A 19,111-nucleotide genomic window follows, 5' to 3' on the forward strand; every position below is an offset into this window, starting at 1 on the left:
CGGAGTACCGACGATGAAACGACGCACGCTTGCCACCCTCGCTGCATGGGGCAGCCTGGGCCTCTCTCTGGCGCTTGCCGGCCTGCCCGCGCAGGCGCAGACCAAGACATTGAAAGTCGTCGCGCATGCCGACGTGAAGATCCTCGACCCGACCTTCACCACCGCCTATATCTCGCGCAACTTCGGCTACATGGTCTACGACACGCTCTTCGCGCAAGACGCTACCGGCAAGCCGCAACCGCAGATGGTCGACAAGTACGCCATGTCGAAAGACGGCAAGCAGTGGAGCTTCTCGCTGCGGCCCGGATTGAAGTTCTCCGACGGCAACCCGGTGACCTCGGCCGACGTGGTCGCATCGCTGCAGCGCTGGGGTGCACGCGACAGCCTGGGCCGTGCCATGGGCGCGGTCGGTGCCGAGTGGAAAGCCGTCGATGCCAACAACTTTTCGCTGACGCTGAAGGAGCCTTTCGGCATGGTGCTCGACGCGCTGGCCAAGCCCTCGGGCTTTCCGCCGGTGATCCTGCCGGAGCGACTTGCCAAGATGCCGGCGACTTCGCCGCTGACCGAAGTGCTCGGCTCCGGCCCCTTCATCTTCAAGCGTGACGAATGGGTCCCAGGCAACAAGGCGGTGTTCGTGCGTAACCCCAACTACGTGGCGCGCAGCGAACCACCGAGCGGTTTGGCCGGCAGCAAGAAGAGCAACTTCGATCGCGTCGAATGGCTCTATCTGCCAGACGCCAACAGCGCCATCGCAGCGCTGAAGAACGGCGAGGTCGATCTGGTCGAGCAAGTGCCGCCGGACTACATCACGCCGCTGCGCACCGACAAGAACGTGAAGATCGGCGCCGGCGGCTCGTACCAGGGCTTTCTGGTGCTCAACCACATGTACCCGCCGTTCAACAACCCGAAGGCGCGACAAGCGCTCGCGATGGCGGTCAATCAGGAGAAGTTCACCGCGGCGATGGGTTATCCGCTCGATATGCGCGTGACCTACTGCGCGACGTATTTCATTTGCGGTGGCCCCAATGAAACCAGCGCCGGCGCAGAGCCCTATCGCAAGACCGATCTGGCAAAGGCCAAGCAGTTGCTCGCCGAGTCGGGCTACAAAGGCGAGAAGGTCGTGCTGCTGGTGCCGACCGACGTCACCTACCTGAACGCCGAAGCGCTGATGGCTGCGCAGACGATGCGCAACATGGGCATGAACGTCGACATGCAGAACATGGACTGGGCCTCGATCGGCGCGCGCCGTGCCAAGAAGGATGCGCCCGACGCTGGCGGCTGGAACATGTACGTGACGGTGGCCGGCGAGTTCGACGTCAACTCGCCCATTACCAACGCCTATCTCAGCGCGGCCTGCGGCAACTCGCTACCCGGCTGGCCTTGCGACAAGGAACTGGACGAACTGCGCACCGCCTGGATCAAGGAAACCGTGCCGGCCAAGCGCAAGGAGCTGCTCGACGCCTTCCAGAAGCGCGCCTACGAAGCGATCCCGTATGTGAACGCAGGCCAGTATTCAGCAGCCTTCGCGGCACGTTCCAACATCAAGGGCATCGACAAGCTGTGGTCTGGCATGCCGGCGGTGTGGGTGCTCGACAAGTAAGCAGTCGAACCAGAGACCCGAGACTTTCGCCATGGGCTACATCCTTCGCCGCCTGCTCGCCACCCTGCCCGTGATGGCGGTGGTCGCCGTCGTGGTGTTCCTGCTGATTCACCTGTCGCCCGGCGACCCGGCGGCGCTCATCGCCGGCGACCTGGCGACCGGTGAAGACATCGAGAAACTGCGCACCGCGCTGGGCCTCGATCAACCGTTGTGGCAGCAGTTCGCGCTGTGGCTAGGGCGCCTCGCGACCGGCGACCTCGGCATCTCGATCTTCACGCAGGTGCCGGTGACGCGACTGCTGGCGCAGCGACTGGAGCCGACGGCATCCATCGCGGCACTCACCATGCTGCTCACCTTGCTCATCGCCGTGCCGCTCGGCACGCTGGCGGCCTACCGCGCCGGCAGCTGGATCGATCGGCTGGTCATGCTCTTCGCGGTGCTGGCCTTCTCGGTGCCGGTCTTCATGATCGGCTATCTGCTGGTCTACGTCTTCGCGATCCAGTTGCCGTGGTTCCCGGTTCAGGGCTACTCGCGCATCGCGGACGGCGTCGGCCCGTGGCTGCGCAGCCTGGTGCTGCCTTGCGTGAACCTCGCGCTGGTCTATATCGCACTGGTCACTCGCATGACGCGCGCGACCGTGCTCGAAGTGCTGCACGAAGACTACATCCGAACCGCGCGCGCCAAAGGTCTCGGTGTGCTGCCGGTGCTGGGGCATGCGCTGCGCAATGCAGCGATCCCGATCGCCACCACCATCGGCGTCGGTATCGCGTTGCTGATCGGCGGCGTGGTCGTCACCGAGACCGTGTTCGCCATTCCCGGCGTCGGCCGGCTCGTCATCGATTCGGTGCAGCGCCACGACTATCCGGTGATCCAGAGCGTGCTGCTGATTTCGGCCGGCGTGTATGTGCTGATCAATCTGCTGATCGATTTGAGCTACCGCCTGTTCGACCCGCGCATCCAGTACTGAACGCCACCGCCTCATGTCTACCGCTCTGCCTCCTGTCGTGCCCGATTCAATCGCTGCAGCAGACGTCCCCTTCGTGCTGCCACGTTGGCACTGGGCGCGCAAGCACCCGACGCTGATCATCGGCGCGCTGCTGCTGATCGCGATCGCGGCGCTGTCGATCGCGGCACCCTGGATTGCTAATTTCGACCCTCAGGACATCGACCCGCTGGCGCGCATGCAGCCGCCTTCGGCCGAGCACTACTTCGGCACCGACGCGCTCGGGCGCGACGTCTTCAGCCGCGCCGTGTGGGGCGGGCGCGTGTCGATGATCGTTGGCCTGTGGGTCGGCGTGCTGGCGACCGTGCTGGGCGTGCTGCTCGGCCTGCTCGCGGGCTTCGTGCGGTGGGCCGACACGCTGGTGATGCGCATCATGGACGGGCTGATGGCGATCCCCGGCATCCTGCTGGCGATTGCGCTGATGGCGGTGACGCGCGCCAGCCTGACGACCGTGATCGTCGCGATCACCATCCCCGAGATACCGCGCGTCGTACGCCTCGTGCGCTCGCTGTCGCTGACGTTGCGCGAACAGCTCTATGTCGAAGCGGCGCATGCCGTCGGCACCCGGCTGCCGGTGATCCTGGCGCGCCACGTGCTGCCCAACATGGTTGCGCCCCTGATCGTGCAGGCGACCTTCGTGGCAGCGGCCGCGGTGCTGACCGAGGCCGCGCTGTCGTTCCTCGGCGTCGGCATCCCGGCGCAGACGCCGAGCTGGGGAAACATGATGGCCGAAGGCCGCAATTTCGTCGCGGTGGCGTTCCACATCATCCTGTACCCCGGCATCCTGCTGGCCATCACGGTGCTGGCAATCAACCTGCTGGGCGATGGCTTGCGCGATGCGCTGGACCCGCGTCTGGCACGTCAGCTATGAACGCGCAGCGCACAGGAACGCCCACCCGATGAAAGCCCTGTCCCGCATTGCATTGCCCACCGGCGAGCCATTGCTCGAGGTCGACAACCTGCGAACCCACTTCGACACGCTCACCGGCCCGGCCCGCTCGGTCGACGGCGTCTCCTACACCGTGCGCGCCGGCCAGACGTTGGGCGTGGTCGGCGAGTCCGGCTGCGGCAAGAGCGTGACTGCGCTGTCGATCATGCGGCTGCTGGCCACACCACCCGCGCGCATCAGCGGTTCGGTGCGGTTGCGTGGCATCGACCTGCTGAAGCTGAGCGAACGCGAGATGCGGCAGATCCGCGGCAACCGCATCTCGATGATCTTCCAGGAGCCGATGACCTCGCTCAACCCGGTGCTGACCATCGGTCGGCAGATCGCCGAGACGGTGCAGGTGCACCAGAAGGCGACCCGATCCGAAGCCTTGGCGCGCGCGGTCGAGATGCTGCGCGTCGTGCAGATTCCGGAGCCGGAGCGGCGGGTTCATGAGTACCCGCATCAACTCTCCGGCGGCATGCGACAGCGCGTGATGATCGCGCTCGCCCTTGCCTGCAATCCCGAGGTGCTGATCGCCGACGAGCCGACCACCGCGCTCGACGTGACGATCCAGGCGCAGATCCTCGACCTGATCCGCCGGCTGCAGAAGGAGCTCGGCATGGGCGTCGTGATGATCACGCATGACCTGGGCGTGGTGGCCGAGAGCTGCGACCGCGTGGTCGTCATGTACGCCGGCCGCACGGTCGAGGAGGCCGACGTGATCGACCTGTTCGAGCGGCCACTGCATCCGTACACGCGCGCGCTGATGGCGTCGATGCCTTCGATGAACACGCACAGCGCGCGGCTGACCGAGATCCCGGGGCTGGTGCCGTCACCGCAATCGCCGCGTCATGGCTGTGCCTTTGCGCCGCGCTGTACGTATGCCAATGCGCGCTGCGTGGCAGAAGTGCCGGGCCTGACGAATCATGGTGATCCCCGACAACCCGGCGAACGTCACACCGCTGCCTGCTTCGCGGTCGAAGAAGGTCGCATCGACCATGAAGAAGGTGCCATCGCATGAACGCGGCTGTCCTCGATCCAGTGACGCCTCTCGCAGCGACTTCAACGACGTTGCTCGAAGTCACGAACCTGAAGAAGCACTACGCCGCACCCAAACGCTGGCTCGCCAAGCAGAAGCCGCCGGTGCAAGCGGTCGATGGCGTCTCCTTCACCGTCGCGCGCGGCGAGACGTTGTCGCTGGTGGGAGAGTCGGGCTGCGGCAAGACTACGACCGCCAAGTCGGTGATGCGGCTGATCGAGCCGACCTCGGGCTCCGTGCAGCTCGATGGCGAAGAGCTGACCACGCTGAGCCCCAAGCACATGCGGCTGCGCCGGCGAGATGTGCAGATCATTTTTCAGGACCCTTATGCGTCGCTGAGTCCGCGGCTGGCAGCGGGCGAAATCGTGGGCGAGCCACTGCGCAACTTCGGCATGTCACGTGCGGAGCGGCACGAGCGCGTGACCTGGTTGTTCGGCAAGGTGGGCCTGCGACCCGAATCCGTCAGCAGGTTCCCACACGAGTTTTCTGGCGGCCAGCGACAGCGCCTGGGCATCGCGCGGGCACTGGCGCTCAACCCCAAGCTGATCGTCTGCGACGAGCCGGTGTCGGCGTTGGACGTGTCGGTGCAGGCGCAGGTGGTCAACCTGCTGATGGACCTGCAGGCGGAGTTCGGCATCGCCTACCTCTTCGTGGCGCACGACCTGGCTGTCGTGCGCCACATCAGCCATCGGGTGGCGGTGATGTACCTCGGACGCATCGTGGAGGTGGCCGATCGCGACACGCTGTTCTCGGTACCGCGGCATCCGTACACGGAGATATTGTTGTCGGCGGTGCCGGTGCCGAACCCGCGCACGCCGGCCAAGCGGATGCTGCTGCAGGGCGATCCGCCGAGCCCGGCGAACCCGCCGTCGGGCTGCCGGTTTCATACGCGCTGCCCGATCGCCAAGGACATCTGCAAGCAACAAGACCCGACGTTGAGCGAGCGCGATTCCGCTTCGACCGGCGGGCACTGGGTGGCTTGCCATTTCCGCTAGCCGCATAAGACAGACGCTACAGCCGACCGTCAACTTCGCACCCACGCCGTAACCCAACAAAGGATTTCCCATGACGCCAGCGCCAAGCCATTACGACCTGCTCATCCACGGCGGCACCGTCATCGACGGCACCAAGGCGCCTCGTTTCATCGCCGATATCGGCGTGATCGACGGTCACATCGCAGCCATCGGCAAGCTCGACGGCTGCACGGCAGACCGCACGCTCGACGCGACCGGCCGTATCGTGGCGCCGGGCTTCATCGACTCGCACACGCACGACGACCAAGCCGTGCTGTCGCAAGCGGCGATGCCCTTCAAGGTGTCGCAAGGCGTGACCACGGTGGTGGCCGGCAACTGCGGCATCAGCGCCGCACCGCTGCGCGCCGACATGGAACTGCCGATGCCGCTGAGCCTCATCGACTCGCCCGCCGAAGGTCGCTTCACGACGTTCAAGGCGTACCTGGATGCGCTGCGCGCGACGCCGTCGTCAGTGAACGTGGCGGCGATGATCGGCCACTCGACCTTGCGCGCGTTGACCATGGGCGACCTGGATCGGCCAGCCAACGCTGCGGAAATCGCGGCCATGCGGGCGCATGTCGAAGAGGCGATGCAAGCGGGTGCGATCGGCCTGTCGACCGGCACCTTCTATCCGCCGGCGGTCAAGGCCACGACCGAGGAAATCATCGAGGTGAGCCGCCCGCTGAGCAAGCGCAGCGCGGTCTACGCGACCCACATGCGCGACGAGGGCGATCACGTGATGGAGGCACTCGAAGAGACCTTTGCGATCGGCCGTGCGCTCGACATCGCGGTGGTCGTGTCGCATCACAAGGTGCAGAACACGCACAACTTCGGCCGTACCAAGGTCACGCTGCCCTTCATCAGAGAAACGATGAAGCACCAGTGCGTGTCGCTCGACTGCTACCCGTACACGGCCGGCTCGACCATGATCCGCACCGACCGCGGCATGCTCGAAGGCCGTGTGCTCATCGCCAGCAGCGAGCCGCACCCCGAGTGCGCCGGCCGCGACCTGGCGGACATCGCCACAGAATGGGGCATCCCCAACGACGCGGCCGCTCGCAAGCTGCAGCCGGGCAGCGCGATCTATTTCATGATGGACGAAGACGATGTGCAGCGCGTGCTGGCGTTCGACGAGACGATGATCGGCTCTGACGGCATCCCGCTCGGCGACAAGCCGCATCCGCGCTTGTGGGGCACTTTCCCGCGAGTGCTAGGCCACTACAGCCGCGACATCGGTTTGTTCCCACTGGAGACCGCGGTGTGGAAGATGACCGGGCTCACTGCGCGCAACTTCGGCCTGCATGGCCGCGGCACATTGAAGGTCGGACAGCACGCCGACATCGTGATCTTCGATGCGGCGAACGTTCGTGATGCGGCGAATTACGAGACGCCGACAAAGCCGGCGGAAGGCATCGATACCGTGATCGTCAACGGGACCATCACCTGGCATCACGGCGTGCACAGTGGTGCGCGCAGCGGTCAGGTGATTACGCGCCGTGACAAGGTGACGGCGGAAGCGTCGTAAGCCCTCTTCAGGCGCGGCGCGCGGGCGCGGGCTCGATGTGGCGTTGCATCGCAGCGATTCCGGCCTGAACGGCCTGGCTACGCGTCGGTTGCGGCGTGGCCGCTTTTTCGAGCGTAGCGCGAGGCAGGCCGAAGACTTCACGCCCCAGCACCGCCCACAAGAAACGTCCGCTGATGGGTTCGTCCACAACCAGTTCCAATCCTCTTCGCACATCGATACCTCTGAGTTCCATTGATGAGGACTCGATTGGACTTGGGCTGTACATGGCTGCGATGTGCGGATTTCACGCTTTCGCAAAGTAGGTAACAAAACGCTTGTCGGCGAGGCTTTTTACCAACGTCGGCTGCACTTCAATGGCAGCCCTCGAACGGGCTGGCCGGATCGCAGGCGACGGTTCCCACCGGTCTGCTCGTTGGGAGCACCGCGACAGCGTGATGCTGCACACCCTGGCATCTCCCGTCCGCAATATCGGCAGGGTCGCAGGTGCATTCGCCGGAATCCACGCGCGCGCCTTTCATGACGCCCGATCCTCTCGGAAAAGCGCAATGCGCGACCCGCGCCGCGCAGTACCACGCAACCTTTTCTCCACCTTTTCGAACCGCCTCGGAGGCGGGTCCCGGATCGCATGAATTCGATGCGCACCGGGCGTCGCGTGCGCCCCATTCGCTCATGGGCCCAGGGTCGGCACCTGCCGCCAAGCAAATACCCCCCAATGGGATCTTGCCGGGAAACAGCGTGTCCGCTTGCGAGGCACCTCCGGCCAGCCACAGAAGCAGCGCAAAAACAGCAGTCGTGAAACGCATGGTCGTCCTCGTATCCATGACAGACGTCACGGTCACGAAAAGTCTCGCGTTTTCGCAGCCTTAGCGAAATATCTCGAAGGGCGACCATGGGCCCGCTACTCGATCTATCCCCTGGTCAATTTGGCTAAATGGTCATCGGCCACCGTTCATCGGCAGACGACCGTCGTGCCCACAGGCTGGCACCTCTGGCCGTTGAGACCTTGATAGCTCTGCAGTTTGCCGTTCGGGTTGTAGCGATTGCCGAGCGTGTCGTTGCAGCCGCCGGCATCGCACGAGCGGAGTTGCGGTCGCATGTCTTGCGGCGGGCCGGGTTGGCGGTACCTGCTGTCGGGATACGCGTAAGGGTATGGATATGGCGTGCCCGCGCTGTCGTCCGCGTATTCAGCGGCACGACGTTGGCGTTCCAGCGCGCGTCGCTGTGCTTCGGCACGTTCTTCGGCGAAGCGATCGGCCGGTGGCGATTGCGGCGCTCGCGTTGCCGATGGCGGCACGGACGATGACGGCTGCCGCTCCGGCAGAGCCAGCCGCGGGTCGGTGGCCTCGGGGCCCATCACCTGTTCTGCGCTGCGCGTATTGGCCGGACACTGGTGATCGGTGTAGCTCACGTTGCCGGCACTATCGACGCAACGAATGACCTGGGCGTGCGCCGCTCCGCATGCCAGGGCGCCGGCGTTCAGACAGAGCGCGAAGACGAAGAGGTGTCGCATGGGTTTCCATTGTCCTCAGTTCGAGCGCGGAGTGAATTGCGTGAATCGCATCACACCATCGTCGACGGCACCGAAGCGCATCGCAACCCTGTCGCTCAGGTAGTTCTGGTTCAGCTTGAATGGCCGGGTCACGCCCTGCCGAGGCAACTGGCCAGCGGCACGCTCAAAGTAGCCCGATGAAAAATCGGTCCATGGACGCAGGGGCGCGTCGGGAGCCAGCGCGGGAACCAAGCACTGTCGTGCGCCGGTCTTTCGCATGTGATTGAGCAACCGGCAAACGTAGCGCGCGGTGAGGTCCGCCTTGAGCGTCCACGACGCGTTGGTGTAGCCGAAAGTGTTGGCCATGTTGGGGACGCCGGTCAACATAAGACCCTTGTAGTTGACGCTGCGCGAAGGCTCCACACGCTGGCCGTCCACATACAAGGCGGTGTTGCCCAGCACCGCCAGCTTCAGTCCGGTGGCCGTCACGATGATGTCGGCATCGAGCAAGGCGCCCGACGCGAGGCGCAAACCGGTCTCGGTGAAGGACGCGATGCGGTCTGTCACTACGGAGGCTCGCCCGGACTTGATCGCTTCGAAAAAATCACCATCGGGCACGAGGCACAGGCGCTGCTCCCAAGGGTTGTAGCGCGGCGTGAAGTGGGTGGCGATGTCGACGCCCGGCCCGAGCGCCCGGTGCACCCCACTGAGCAACAGCTTGCGCATGCGCTGCGGACGGTGCTTGCAGAGGGCGACCACGAACTGGCTCAAAAGCACGTTCTTCCAGCGCGCGATGCCGAGCGCCACACGCTGAGGCAAGTAGCGCCGCAGCCGGACGTCCAGTGCGTCGACCGACGGACGCGCCGCCATCCAGGTCGGAGAGCGCTGCAGCATCGTCACGTGCGCTGCCTTGTCAGCCATGGCCGGCACCAGCGTCACGGCGGTGGCGCCACTGCCGATCACCACCACGCGCTTGCCCGCACAGTCCAGATCGGTAGGCCAGTGCTGCGGATGCACGATCCGCCCTTTGAAGCGGGCCTCACCGGGGAACTCGGGCCGGTAACCCTGGGCGTAATCGTAGTAGCCACTGCACATGAAGAGGAAGCCGCAGCGAATGGACAACGCGTTGCCCCCTGCAGCGCAGCCGACTTCCACACGCCACTCCGACTTGGAGGAGGACCATTCCGCGCGCAGCACCTTGTGACCGAAGCGAACCTTGCGGTCGATGCCGTGCTCTTGCATGGTGTCGCGCAGATAGTCGAGGATGGCGGGCCCTTGCGCGATGGCTTTGGCATCGGTCCACGGACGGAACGAAAAGCCGAGCGTGTGCATGTCGGAATCGGAGCGCACGCCGGGATAGCGAAACAGATCCCAAGTACCGCCGATAGAGGCGCGTGCCTCCAGGATTGCAAAGCTCCGGTCGGGGCAGTGCTTCTGCAGGTGGTACGCCGCGCAGATGCCGGAAATGCCGGCACCCACGATCAATACGTCAACGAATTCATCCGCCATCGAGTGTCCTTTTCAGGTCGTCTGCGGCCGAGTGTCACGCGAAGCGGGCGAAGGGCGCAATCAAGTCGATCACTGCCCTCGTGGCGAAGCACCGCCTCAGGAAGCGCAGCTCAACTTCAGCGCCTCGATACGACCGCCGAAACCCAGCTTGCGCACCAGGCCGCCTTCACGGCTATTGGCTGGAAAGTCCACCACGCGGTCCTTGAACATCGCGTGCTCGTAGACCTGCAGCGTCGCTTTGGGGCCGACCGACACACTGTCGATTTCGCGCTTGAGCGCGCGTGCGGTGCCTTTGTCCATGCTCTCGGCTTCGGCAGGCCCGACCAGGGTCACCATGTCGCCTTCGAAGTTGCGCTGCGAATAGAACTGCGCCCAGCAGCCGGACTGTAATGCCGGATCGGTGATCTGCACCGGCACCAGCAGGATCGTCGGATCCGGGCTGTTTACCGCGGTTGTCGTGGTCGACGGCGCGGTGCTGCAAGCACCGAGGGCCAATGCGAACGTGAGCGCGGTGGCTGAAGCGAAGGGAGTGGTTTTCATGGGATGCGCAACGGTGTGAAAGTAAGAAACACGGAGGTTAGACGCCGTCTCGTGCAGTCGCCACGGAAGCGCAGGCCGTGACCCTGTAGGCGCACTTCTTCAGCGCCGTCAGGGTGGCGTCGCACCGACACAGCCCCTTTTTGGAGGACGTTTTCAAGTCGGTCGCGTCAGAAAGCGCACTAAATCACGATCGAAAACAAATGTTTCCACCCAACCTTTTGCGAGCCGCACTTGCGTCCGAATGTAACTAAAATGGATTACATGAACGACGATACAGATACCAATTTCGGCTGGTGGACCGACAAGCCGGAACGAGCCACCCGCACCGCGGCGCTCGAGCGGAGCCGGCGCGAATACCGCAACAGCGGCGGCTCGCGCGTGTGGCTGCACGCGGGGCTGGTGATCGCATTGATGGTCGCTTTTGGCGTGTCGATCGTTTCTCTGGCAACCCGCTGATCGAACCCCATGGCCAACCAAAAAAACACTCGCTCCGGCAACGACACAGGCTTTGCCGATTTGAGCAAGGCCGATGGAACCGGAGATCCCGCGCGCCGCGTATCGTGGCTGTGGATCGCGGCGGCGGTCGTCGCAGTCCTCGTCATTCTGGCCGTGGTCGTCCTTCGCTGAACCGCCCTATCGCTCGGCCGCTGAACTCCCAACCGCTCAACGCTCGATCGTCTTGTTCCAGCGCGCGTTCCAGGCGGGACGGTTCGCGTTGATGCTTTCCCAGTCAACTGTGATCGCGGTCTTCATGTAGCCGTTGATTGCAGCGACCTGCCCCACCCCTTCGCCGACGGCCGGCGCCTTCGGATTGGTCGGGATCTGGCTGCCGTACTGCAGCACATTTGCTTGAGCCAGCGGCGACAACAGGAACTCGGCGAGCTTTTGTGCGAGTTCGGGCTCGCTGTTGTTGGCGATCACGCACTGGCCGACCATCAACACGACAGAGCCTTCTTTCGGGTTCGCGTACTCGACCGGAATGCCCTTTACCTTGAGCGCGGCCATGGCGGTTGGCGTCAGCGGAAAGATAGCCGCTTCATTCGTCTGCACCATCTCGGAAATCTTGGCCGAGCTCGGGATGTACTCCAGCACGTTCGGCCCGATGGTCGTGGGCCAGGCCTTGAAGCCAGGCTCGACGTTCTTGTCGTTGCCACCCTGGATGCGGTTGAACATCAGGAAGCCGTGCAGTCCGAACGACGATGCCGACACCGACTGGAACACGACCTTGCCCTTGAACTTGGGGTCGGCCAGGTCCATCCACGAGGTCGGCGCGGCCCAGCCCTTTTCCTTGAACATCTTCGCGTTGTAGGCAAGGCCCGTCACGCCCAGGCTCACGCCGCTGGCCATGTCGTCCTTGAAGCGCGCGGCCGGATAAATGTCGTTGAGCGCAGCACTCGGGCGCTGCTTTTCGCACAAGCCCATGCCGATGGCGCGCACCATGATGCCGTCGTCCAGGAACATCACGTGCATCTGCGGCTTGTCCTTGTTGGCCTGCGCCTTGGCCAGGATGTCCGACGAGGTGCCCGGCACCACGACGACCTTCGCGCCGTAGAGCTTTTCGAAGGCAGGGAAGACGTACTGCGAATACGCCTTCTCCATCGTGCCGCCGTTCATGCCGATGTAGATCGTCTTGGTCTGGGCGTTTGCCATGCCGCACGCGGCAAGGGCGGCAACCGCGGTCACGGTGAAGAGCGCGCGGCGCGACGCGATGGGCTGTTGGGTGGAGCGGATGGAGCGGAACATGGGCTTTCCTTTCGAGGGTGGGGACGAGGAACGGGAAACGAAATGACTTACGAGGCAAGCGCCGGCGTTGCTTCCGGCACGGATGAAAAACGGTCGACCGCGAAGGCACCGATGGGTGTGCGGGTGCGGCCGTCGCGCGCCAGATCGGCGAGCACCTCGCCGACGGCCGGTCCGATCTGAAAGCCACCGCCGGAAAAGCCGAAACCATGGAACAGACCCGGCGTCGTGCGACTCGGGCCGATCACCGGCTGACGGTCCGGCAGATAGCCTTCGGTGCCGCCCCACGTGCGAATGAAGTGAGCATTGCGCAGCATCGGCAGCAGCTCGATTGCCTGCTTCGAAAGCAGGGCGATGGTGTCGCGATCCGAGCGCGAGCGGTCGGCATCGAGCAGGCGACCCGGACCGCCGCCCAGCACCAGATTGCCCCGCGCGACCTGGCGGCAATACACACCGCCACCTTCCACGCCAAGGCTCCACTGCATGAAAAACGGCAACGGCTCGGTGACGGCCATGGCGGGGCTGCGCGAAACCATCGGCACCACATCGCCGAACTGTTCAGCGATGGTGATGGCCCACGCGCCAGCGCAGTTGAGCAGGACCGGCGCCTCGACGTGGATCGCGTTGCCTGATTCCAGATTCAAAGCCCGCAGATGAAAGCGCTGGCCGTCGTGCGCGATCTCATCGACGCGCGTGCGCTCATGGACTACCGCACCGGCGCGCCGCGCGGCCATCGCGAAGGCGGGCGACACCAGCCGCGGATTGGCCTGGCCGTCTTCGGCGCAGAGCGATCCGCCGACCGCCTTGCCGCCGAGCCACGGACACTGCACACGAAGCGTGGCGCCCGACAAGATTTCAATGCCGAGATCGAAATCGCGCGCCCTGTCGCGATAGCTTTCGAGCGCTGCCAGGTCGGCCTCGCTGCGTGCGATCTTGAAGTGGCCGGAGCGCAGGTATTCGCCATCGGTGCCGATGAGTTCGGGCAAGCGCCCCCACATTTCGTGCGCGCGCTGTGCCAACGGCAACTGGCTGAGCGGCCGACCCTGGCGGCGCACGCCACCATAGTTGATGCAGCTCGACCGCGAGCCGCACAGGTCACGCTCCAGCAGCAACACGCCAAGCCCCATGCGGCGCAAAGCGAGCGCGGCCGAACTGCCGACGATGCCGCCGCCGACGATGGCCACATCGGTGGCGTTGCGCTGCGTCATGCGCTGGCTCCTTCGCTCGCTACATGCATCAGGTGAATCGGGATCGGCTTGATGGGTGCCTGACCACGCAGGCGACCGACCAGTTGCACCGGCTTGCCGACGGCGTGCGCAAGAATTTCCGCCGCCGCCACGCCGCACATGCGGCCCTGGCAACGACCCATGCCGACTCGGCTCAAGGCCTTGAGGCGATTGAGTTCATCGGCACCGCTGTCATGGATGGTCTGGCGCAGCTCGCCTGCCGTCACGTTCTCGCAGCGGCACACCACGAGCTCGTCAGGTGCGTGCGCTGCCCAATCTTGTGGGAACGGAAAGGCGCGTTCGAGGCCCTCGCGAAAACGCGACAGCTTTGCAAGCTTGCGCTCGAGTTTTCGCGCACGGTCGGCGTCGATGTGCACGCCTTGGTCGGCGAGCAGTGACAGCGCTGCGAGTTCACCGGCCCACTCTGCGGCATCGGCGCCCATGATGCCGGCGCCATCGCCCGCCAGGTACACGCCGGCCACGCTGGAGCGGCCCACCGCATCGCGCTCGGGCAGGTGTGCCCGCTGCGTCGGTGCGAAGGCGAAGCGGCAGCCGAGCAGGTCTGCCAATTGCGTCTCGGAGCGCAGCGCGTAGCCGAAGCCGATGGCGTCGCAATCGAGCGTGTGCTCGCGGCCGTCTTGCTCCCACACGACAGCGCTCGTGCGCTGGTCGCCCAGCACGCGCACGGGCCGCACGCCGCTGTGCAACGCCACGCCATGCGCACGCAACCAGCCGACGTAGTACACGCCCTTCATGAAGACAGCAGGCTGCGTCAGCAGGGCCGGGACCGCGGCCAGTTGGTCGGCGAAGCGCGCGGTGTCGAGCACCGCCGCCACGTCGACGCCGGCCTTCGCGTACTGGTACGCCACCAGATACAACAACGGCCCGGTGCCCATGAACACCACGCGGGAGCCTATCGTGCAACCCTGAAATTTGAGCGCCACCTGCGCACCCCCGAGCGTGTACACGCCGGGCAAGGTCCATCCCGGCACGGGCAGCACACGGTCGGTCGCACCTGAGGCGACGATGAGCTGGCGATAGGGCACGGTGTGCGTGGTTTGCGTCGGTCCGTGCATCACGTCGAGCCGCCCGTCTTGCACGTTCCAGACCAGGCTGTCGGGTTGGTAGTCGATTGCATCGACCACGGCATCGATCGCGCCATGCAGCGCTGTCGCGCGGGACGCTTCCATGCCGTAGAGCGATTCAGGCGCACGCTTGAAGTGCACCGGCGGGCGGCGATAGATCTGGCCGCCGGCGCGAGATGCTTCATCAATGAGCACGGGCCTGATGCCGTAGCCGGCCAGCGTCTGCGCGGCACGGATGCCGGCCGGTCCGGCGCCGACGATCACCGGCAGCAACGCGAGGGTCGTCTTCATGCAAGCGCTCCATCCGTAGCGCCTGATCTGCCTGTAGTGAGCGCCATGCCCGACTCGATGAACGTCGAGCAGGCACGCAGCCGCGCGCCATCGGCCGTCTCGACCCAGCAGTCCTGACATGCACCCATCATGCAGAAGCCGGCCCGCGCCTCACTGCTGAACTCGTTGCGCCGCAGCCGGCCGACCTGCGTGAGCATGGCCGTCAGCACCGTGTCGCCGACCAGCGCGCTCGCGGCCACACCGTCGATGCTGAAGGCCACGGCTTCGCGATCTTGTTCAGCGACGCGGCGCAGCAGGGGTTGGGATGAAGACATGGCTAGCGGCGCCCCACCAGCACGCGGTCGAGCCCATACACGCGGTCGAGCAGGATCATCGCGACAGCAGTCACCGCCACCATCAGTGCCGACACCGCTGCCATCAGCGGATCGATCGATTCGGTCGCGTACATGTACATGCGCACCGGCAAGGTCACGGTGCTGGGCGAGGTGACGAAGATCGACATCGTCACTTCGTCGAAGCTGTTGATGAACGCCAGCATCCAGCCACCCGTCACGCCAGGCAGGATCATCGGCAGCGTGATGCGCGTGAAGACGGTGACTTGCGTCGCACCGAGCGACAGTGCCGCCTGCTCGGCGCTGCGGTCGAAGCCGACGAGCGCCGCGACGACCAGCCGCAGCGTGTACGGCGTGACGATCAACGCATGCGCCATCACCAGAAAGCCGAAGCTGCCGGTGCCGCCGACCAGCGCGAAGAGGCGCAGCAATGCCACGCCGAGCACCAGATGCGGAATGATCAGCGGCGACAAGAACAGCGCGTTGAGGAAGTCGCGCCCCGGAAATTCATAGCGCGTGATCGCCATGCCCGCGGGCACCGCCAGCAGCGTCGCGATAGTGGCCGACGCCAGCGCCAGCCACAGGCTGTTCCAGAACGACTGCATGAAGTCCGGGTGCGCGAACACCGCGCGAAACCACCGCAGCGAGAACTCGGTCGTCGGCAGCGTGAGCGTGTTTTCGGGCGTGAAGGCGACGACGCACACCACCACCAGCGGCGCCAGCATGAAGGCGATGACCAGCGCGTTGAACGCGAGGGCGAAGGGTCCGTTCTTGGTCATGAGCGCGTGGAGTTCATATCAACCCAAGGACTTCTTGTACCGGCCTTCGACCAGCCGGTTGTAGCTCAGCATGACCACCAGGTTGGCGACCAGCAGCACCAACGCGACGGCGGCGCCGAGCGGCCAGTTGAGTTCGTGCAGGTACTCGTCGTAGACGACCGTCGCGACCATCTTCAGCCGGCGCCCGCCGAGCAGACCAGGGATCGCGAAGGAACTGGCAGACAACCCGAACACGATCAGGCTCCCCGACAGGATGCCCGGCATCACCTGTGGCAGCACGATGCGGCGCAGTGTGGTGAAGGGCGACGCCTTGAGCGACAGCGCAGCGTTTTCGACGCCCGGATCCAGCTTCTGCAGCGAGGTCCACACCGGGATGACCATGAAGGGCAGCATCACGTGCACCAGCGCGATGACGACCGCCGTCTCCGTGTAGAGCATCTTGATAGGCCCGATGCCGACAAGGCCGAGCAACCCGTTCACCAGGCCTTCGGGGCCGAGCAGCATGCTCCAGCCGAACGCGCGCACCACGACCGACACGAGCAGCGGCGCCAGCACCACCAGCAGCAGGATCGAGCGCCACGGGTTGCGCATGCGGCTGAGCACGTAGGCTTCCGGCGTGCCGATCGCCACGCAGATCAGCGCCACTAGCCCGGAAATCCAGAAGGTGCGCCAGAAGATGCCGTAGTAATAGCTGTCGGTAAAAATCAGTGCGTAGTGCTCCAGCGTGAACTCGCCGGCCTTCGGTCCAGTGACCGGGTCGTAGACGTTGAACGACAGCACCGCGGTGAGCACCAGCGGCACCACGAGCAGCGCGGCGAACAGCAGCAGCGCCGGGCCCGACAGCCACCACGGCGTGGCTTTGCTGCGCTCCTTGTTCGGCAGGCTCATCGTCTGGCTCACGCTGCGACCTCGGCGACCACCGTTTCGTCATCGGCCGGCAGCAACCGCGTGCAATGGTCCGGCCAGTCGACAGCGGCGTGCGCGCCCTCTTCCAATGCGTCGCGGCCATCGTTCGGGCACAGCACCATCAGGTCACCGATGGGCGTGGCGACGCGATAGAGCCATTGGCTGCCGAGAAAGAAGCGCTCGCCGACTTCGCCATCGAGACGGCCGCTGCCCGACGCCACCAGTTGCAGCTTTTCCGGACGCACGCTGAGCAGAACGGACGCACCGGCGCGGAACCCGGCGTCGGCCACATCGACGCTCAATGTGCCGATCCGCACGGTTTGCCTCGGGCTGTCGCCGGTGATTCGGCCTTCAAGCAGGTTGGCCTTGCCGACGAAAGTCGAGATGAAGCGCGTGCGCGGATGCTCGTAGACGTTGTGCGGATGGTCGATCTGCGTGGCGCGGCCGCCTTCCATGACGACGACGCGATCGCTGATCGACATCGCTTCGCTCTGGTCGTGCGTGACCATGACGGTGGTGGTGCCGACCTTGCGCTGGATCTGGCGCAGTTCGAACTGCATTTCTTCACGCAACTTGGCGTCGAGGTTAGACAGCGGCTCGTCGAGCAGCAGGACAGGCGGCTCGATCACCAGGGCACGCGCCAGCGCCACGCGCTGCCGTTGTCCGCCGGACAACTCGCGCGGGTACTTGTCGGCATGCGCTTCGAGATGGACCAGGGCCAGCGCATCGCGAACCCGCTCGCGCCTTTCGCGCCTTCGGCAATTTGCGCATCTCCAGCCCGAAGCTGACGTTGTCGCGCACCGTCATGTGCGGAAAGAGCGCGTAAGTCTGGAACACGATGCCGAGGCCGCGCGTGTTGGCCTTGGCATGGGTGATGTCGCGGCCGTCGAGTTCGATGCGGCCTTGTGTCACCGCCTCGAAGCCGGCGACCATCTGGAGCGTGGTGGTCTTGCCGCAACCGGACGGCCCGAGCAGCGAGACGAACTCGCCCTTCTCGACCGACAGGTTCATCGAAGACACGGCGCAGGTATCGCCGTAGAACTTGGTGACGCCCGTGAGTTGCAGGAAAGACATGCCGACCTCTTTTTCATCTACTTCCACCGTCGTGGCGGAAGTCAGGCAATCTATTGCAAGGAATGCGCCCTGAGCGCTCGGGTATTCCATAGAATAGAATCTTTCTTTTATTTATTCCATTAAATGGAATACTTAAAGCACTAAAAGATAAGACTATTCCGCGCAACGACATGACAGAACCCATAGCCTCGACGGCTGCAGTGCCTAGGCTGTTTTCGGTGATCCGCGCGCTCACCGAAGTGCACCCGGATGGGGGCCGCGTGACCCAGATCGCGCGCAGCGTCGGGCTGACCCAGGCCACGGCGCACCGTTTGCTGCAGTCGCTGGTCGCAGAGGGCATCGTCGAGCAAGACGCGCGCAGCAAGCTGTATCGGCTCGGCATCGAGTTCTTTGCGATGGCGGCGCACGCCGGCAATCCGGGCGACCTTCGCACGCTGTGCCGACCTGCCCTGTTGCGCCTGTGCGCAAGCCTCGGCGACAGCATCTTTCTGCTGGCACGCAGCAACTTCGACGCGATCTGCCTGGATCGAAGCGAAGGGCCGTTTCCCATTCGCTCTTTTTCCGGCGACATCGGTGGGCGCGTGGCACTCGGCGTCGGCCAGGGCGCGATGGCCATCCTGGCGTTCTTGCCCGAGGCTGAGCGTGAAGAAGTCATCCGCTTCAACCTGTCGCGGCTGCGCGAGTACGGCATCCACGACGAGGTCTATCTGCGCACCGAGATCGATCGCGTTCGGCAAGCCGGTTTCGCCGCTCGCAACGCAGGGCTGCTCGACGGCATGGCCGGTGTCGCGGTGCCGATCCTCGATCGCGAAGGCCGCGCCGTCGCCGCGCTGGCCGTCGGCACGATCGCCGACCGACTGAATGCCGACCGCTTGCCGACCGTGGTCGAACTGCTCAAGCGCGAGGCGGTCGCGATCGGGCCGAAGATCAATCCGTTCGATCCCACCCTGCGCCGGCCCTCGCAGATCCTGGCCAATGCGTCTGCTTGATGTCGCGAATGCAGCCGATGCGCCTTTCTCACGTGTCTTCGTC

Annotated in this window: 19 protein-coding genes and 1 pseudogene; 9 read left to right on the plus strand and 11 right to left on the minus strand. The window is 64.9% G+C overall.

Annotation, left to right across the window (positions count from 1 at the left end; all coding sequences use genetic code 11):
• Nucleotides 1–13: 13 nt before the first annotated feature.
• The 6 genes from QN413_RS17950 to QN413_RS17975 all read left to right on the plus strand — a co-directional run bounded on the left by QN413_RS17950 (nucleotide 14) and on the right by QN413_RS17975 (nucleotide 7,108).
• The gene (locus tag QN413_RS17950) at nucleotides 14–1,600 is read left to right on the plus strand and encodes an ABC transporter substrate-binding protein (protein WP_323497932.1); all 1,587 of its coding nucleotides are present in this window, start codon (nucleotides 14–16) and stop codon (nucleotides 1,598–1,600) included.
• A 31-nt stretch (nucleotides 1,601–1,631) separates the two neighbouring features.
• Complete coding sequence (locus QN413_RS17955) at nucleotides 1,632–2,567, plus strand: ABC transporter permease (RefSeq protein WP_323497933.1); 936 nt, start codon at nucleotides 1,632–1,634, stop codon at nucleotides 2,565–2,567.
• 13 nt (nucleotides 2,568–2,580) lie between these two features.
• Nucleotides 2,581–3,474, plus strand: a complete 894-nt coding sequence (locus QN413_RS17960; RefSeq protein WP_323497934.1) for an ABC transporter permease — start codon at nucleotides 2,581–2,583, stop codon at nucleotides 3,472–3,474.
• A 28-nt stretch (nucleotides 3,475–3,502) separates the two neighbouring features.
• Nucleotides 3,503–4,552, plus strand: coding sequence for an ABC transporter ATP-binding protein (locus QN413_RS17965; protein WP_323497935.1), 1,050 nt, complete (start codon nucleotides 3,503–3,505; stop codon nucleotides 4,550–4,552).
• Nucleotides 4,549–5,565 (plus strand): oligopeptide/dipeptide ABC transporter ATP-binding protein, encoded by a 1,017-nt coding sequence (locus QN413_RS17970; RefSeq protein WP_323497936.1) that lies wholly within the window; start codon nucleotides 4,549–4,551, stop codon nucleotides 5,563–5,565. The genes QN413_RS17965 and QN413_RS17970 overlap by 4 nt, the downstream gene beginning before the upstream one ends.
• A gap of 70 nt (nucleotides 5,566–5,635) precedes the next feature.
• On the plus strand, nucleotides 5,636–7,108 hold the full coding sequence (locus QN413_RS17975) for a D-aminoacylase (RefSeq protein WP_323497937.1): 1,473 nt from the start codon (nucleotides 5,636–5,638) through the stop codon (nucleotides 7,106–7,108).
• 7 nt (nucleotides 7,109–7,115) lie between these two features.
• Here the strand turns inward: QN413_RS17975 and QN413_RS17980 are convergent, their stop codons facing one another.
• The 4 genes from QN413_RS17980 to QN413_RS17995 all read right to left on the minus strand — a co-directional run bounded on the left by QN413_RS17980 (nucleotide 7,116) and on the right by QN413_RS17995 (nucleotide 10,646).
• A complete protein-coding gene (locus QN413_RS17980; protein ID WP_323497938.1) occupies nucleotides 7,116–7,295 on the minus strand; it encodes a hypothetical protein in 180 nt (59 codons plus the stop codon).
• 762 nt (nucleotides 7,296–8,057) lie between these two features.
• Nucleotides 8,058–8,618 (minus strand): DUF4124 domain-containing protein, encoded by a 561-nt coding sequence (locus QN413_RS17985; RefSeq protein ID WP_323497939.1) that lies wholly within the window; start codon nucleotides 8,616–8,618, stop codon nucleotides 8,058–8,060.
• Nucleotides 8,619–8,633: 15 nt separating this feature from the next.
• On the minus strand, nucleotides 8,634–10,106 hold the full coding sequence (locus QN413_RS17990) for an NAD(P)/FAD-dependent oxidoreductase (RefSeq protein ID WP_323497940.1): 1,473 nt from the start codon (nucleotides 10,104–10,106) through the stop codon (nucleotides 8,634–8,636).
• Between the two features lie 96 nt (nucleotides 10,107–10,202).
• Entirely contained in the window at nucleotides 10,203–10,646 is a 444-nt protein-coding gene (locus QN413_RS17995; RefSeq protein ID WP_323497941.1) for a hypothetical protein, read from the minus strand.
• Nucleotides 10,647–10,907: 261 nt separating this feature from the next.
• Between QN413_RS17995 and QN413_RS18000 the strand changes: the two genes are divergently transcribed.
• Together QN413_RS18000 and QN413_RS18005 are read left to right on the plus strand one after the other, a co-directional pair.
• A complete protein-coding gene (locus tag QN413_RS18000; RefSeq protein ID WP_187052933.1) occupies nucleotides 10,908–11,102 on the plus strand; it encodes a hypothetical protein in 195 nt (64 codons plus the stop codon).
• Nucleotides 11,103–11,111: 9 nt separating this feature from the next.
• Complete coding sequence (locus QN413_RS18005; RefSeq protein ID WP_323497942.1) at nucleotides 11,112–11,273, plus strand: hypothetical protein; 162 nt, start codon at nucleotides 11,112–11,114, stop codon at nucleotides 11,271–11,273.
• A 36-nt stretch (nucleotides 11,274–11,309) separates the two neighbouring features.
• Here the strand turns inward: QN413_RS18005 and QN413_RS18010 are convergent, their stop codons facing one another.
• From QN413_RS18010 to QN413_RS18040, 7 genes and pseudogenes are all read right to left on the minus strand, one after another.
• On the minus strand, nucleotides 11,310–12,296 hold the full coding sequence (locus QN413_RS18010; RefSeq protein WP_323497970.1) for an ABC transporter substrate-binding protein: 987 nt from the start codon (nucleotides 12,294–12,296) through the stop codon (nucleotides 11,310–11,312).
• A gap of 140 nt (nucleotides 12,297–12,436) precedes the next feature.
• Nucleotides 12,437–13,594, minus strand: a complete 1,158-nt coding sequence (locus tag QN413_RS18015) for an FAD-dependent oxidoreductase (RefSeq protein WP_323497943.1) — start codon at nucleotides 13,592–13,594, stop codon at nucleotides 12,437–12,439.
• Entirely contained in the window at nucleotides 13,591–14,988 is a 1,398-nt protein-coding gene (locus tag QN413_RS18020) for an FAD/NAD(P)-binding oxidoreductase (protein ID WP_323497944.1), read from the minus strand. The genes QN413_RS18015 and QN413_RS18020 overlap by 4 nt, the downstream gene beginning before the upstream one ends.
• A complete protein-coding gene (locus QN413_RS18025) occupies nucleotides 14,985–15,302 on the minus strand; it encodes a (2Fe-2S)-binding protein (protein WP_323497945.1) in 318 nt (105 codons plus the stop codon). The genes QN413_RS18020 and QN413_RS18025 overlap by 4 nt, the downstream gene beginning before the upstream one ends.
• Nucleotides 15,303–15,304: 2 nt before the next feature.
• Nucleotides 15,305–16,099, minus strand: a complete 795-nt coding sequence (locus tag QN413_RS18030) for an ABC transporter permease (RefSeq protein WP_323497946.1) — start codon at nucleotides 16,097–16,099, stop codon at nucleotides 15,305–15,307.
• A gap of 18 nt (nucleotides 16,100–16,117) precedes the next feature.
• Complete coding sequence (locus QN413_RS18035; RefSeq protein ID WP_323497971.1) at nucleotides 16,118–16,987, minus strand: ABC transporter permease; 870 nt, start codon at nucleotides 16,985–16,987, stop codon at nucleotides 16,118–16,120.
• 8 nt (nucleotides 16,988–16,995) lie between these two features.
• Nucleotides 16,996–18,079, minus strand: a pseudogene (locus QN413_RS18040) (ABC transporter ATP-binding protein).
• Between the two features lie 170 nt (nucleotides 18,080–18,249).
• Here QN413_RS18040 and QN413_RS18045 point away from each other — a divergent pair.
• The gene (locus tag QN413_RS18045) at nucleotides 18,250–19,068 is read left to right on the plus strand and encodes an IclR family transcriptional regulator (RefSeq protein ID WP_187052941.1); all 819 of its coding nucleotides are present in this window, start codon (nucleotides 18,250–18,252) and stop codon (nucleotides 19,066–19,068) included.
• Nucleotides 19,069–19,111 lie beyond the last annotated feature (43 nt).

The organism is Variovorax sp. LG9.2 (assembly GCF_035018885.1).
Lineage (GTDB): Bacteria > Pseudomonadota > Gammaproteobacteria > Burkholderiales > Burkholderiaceae_C > Variovorax.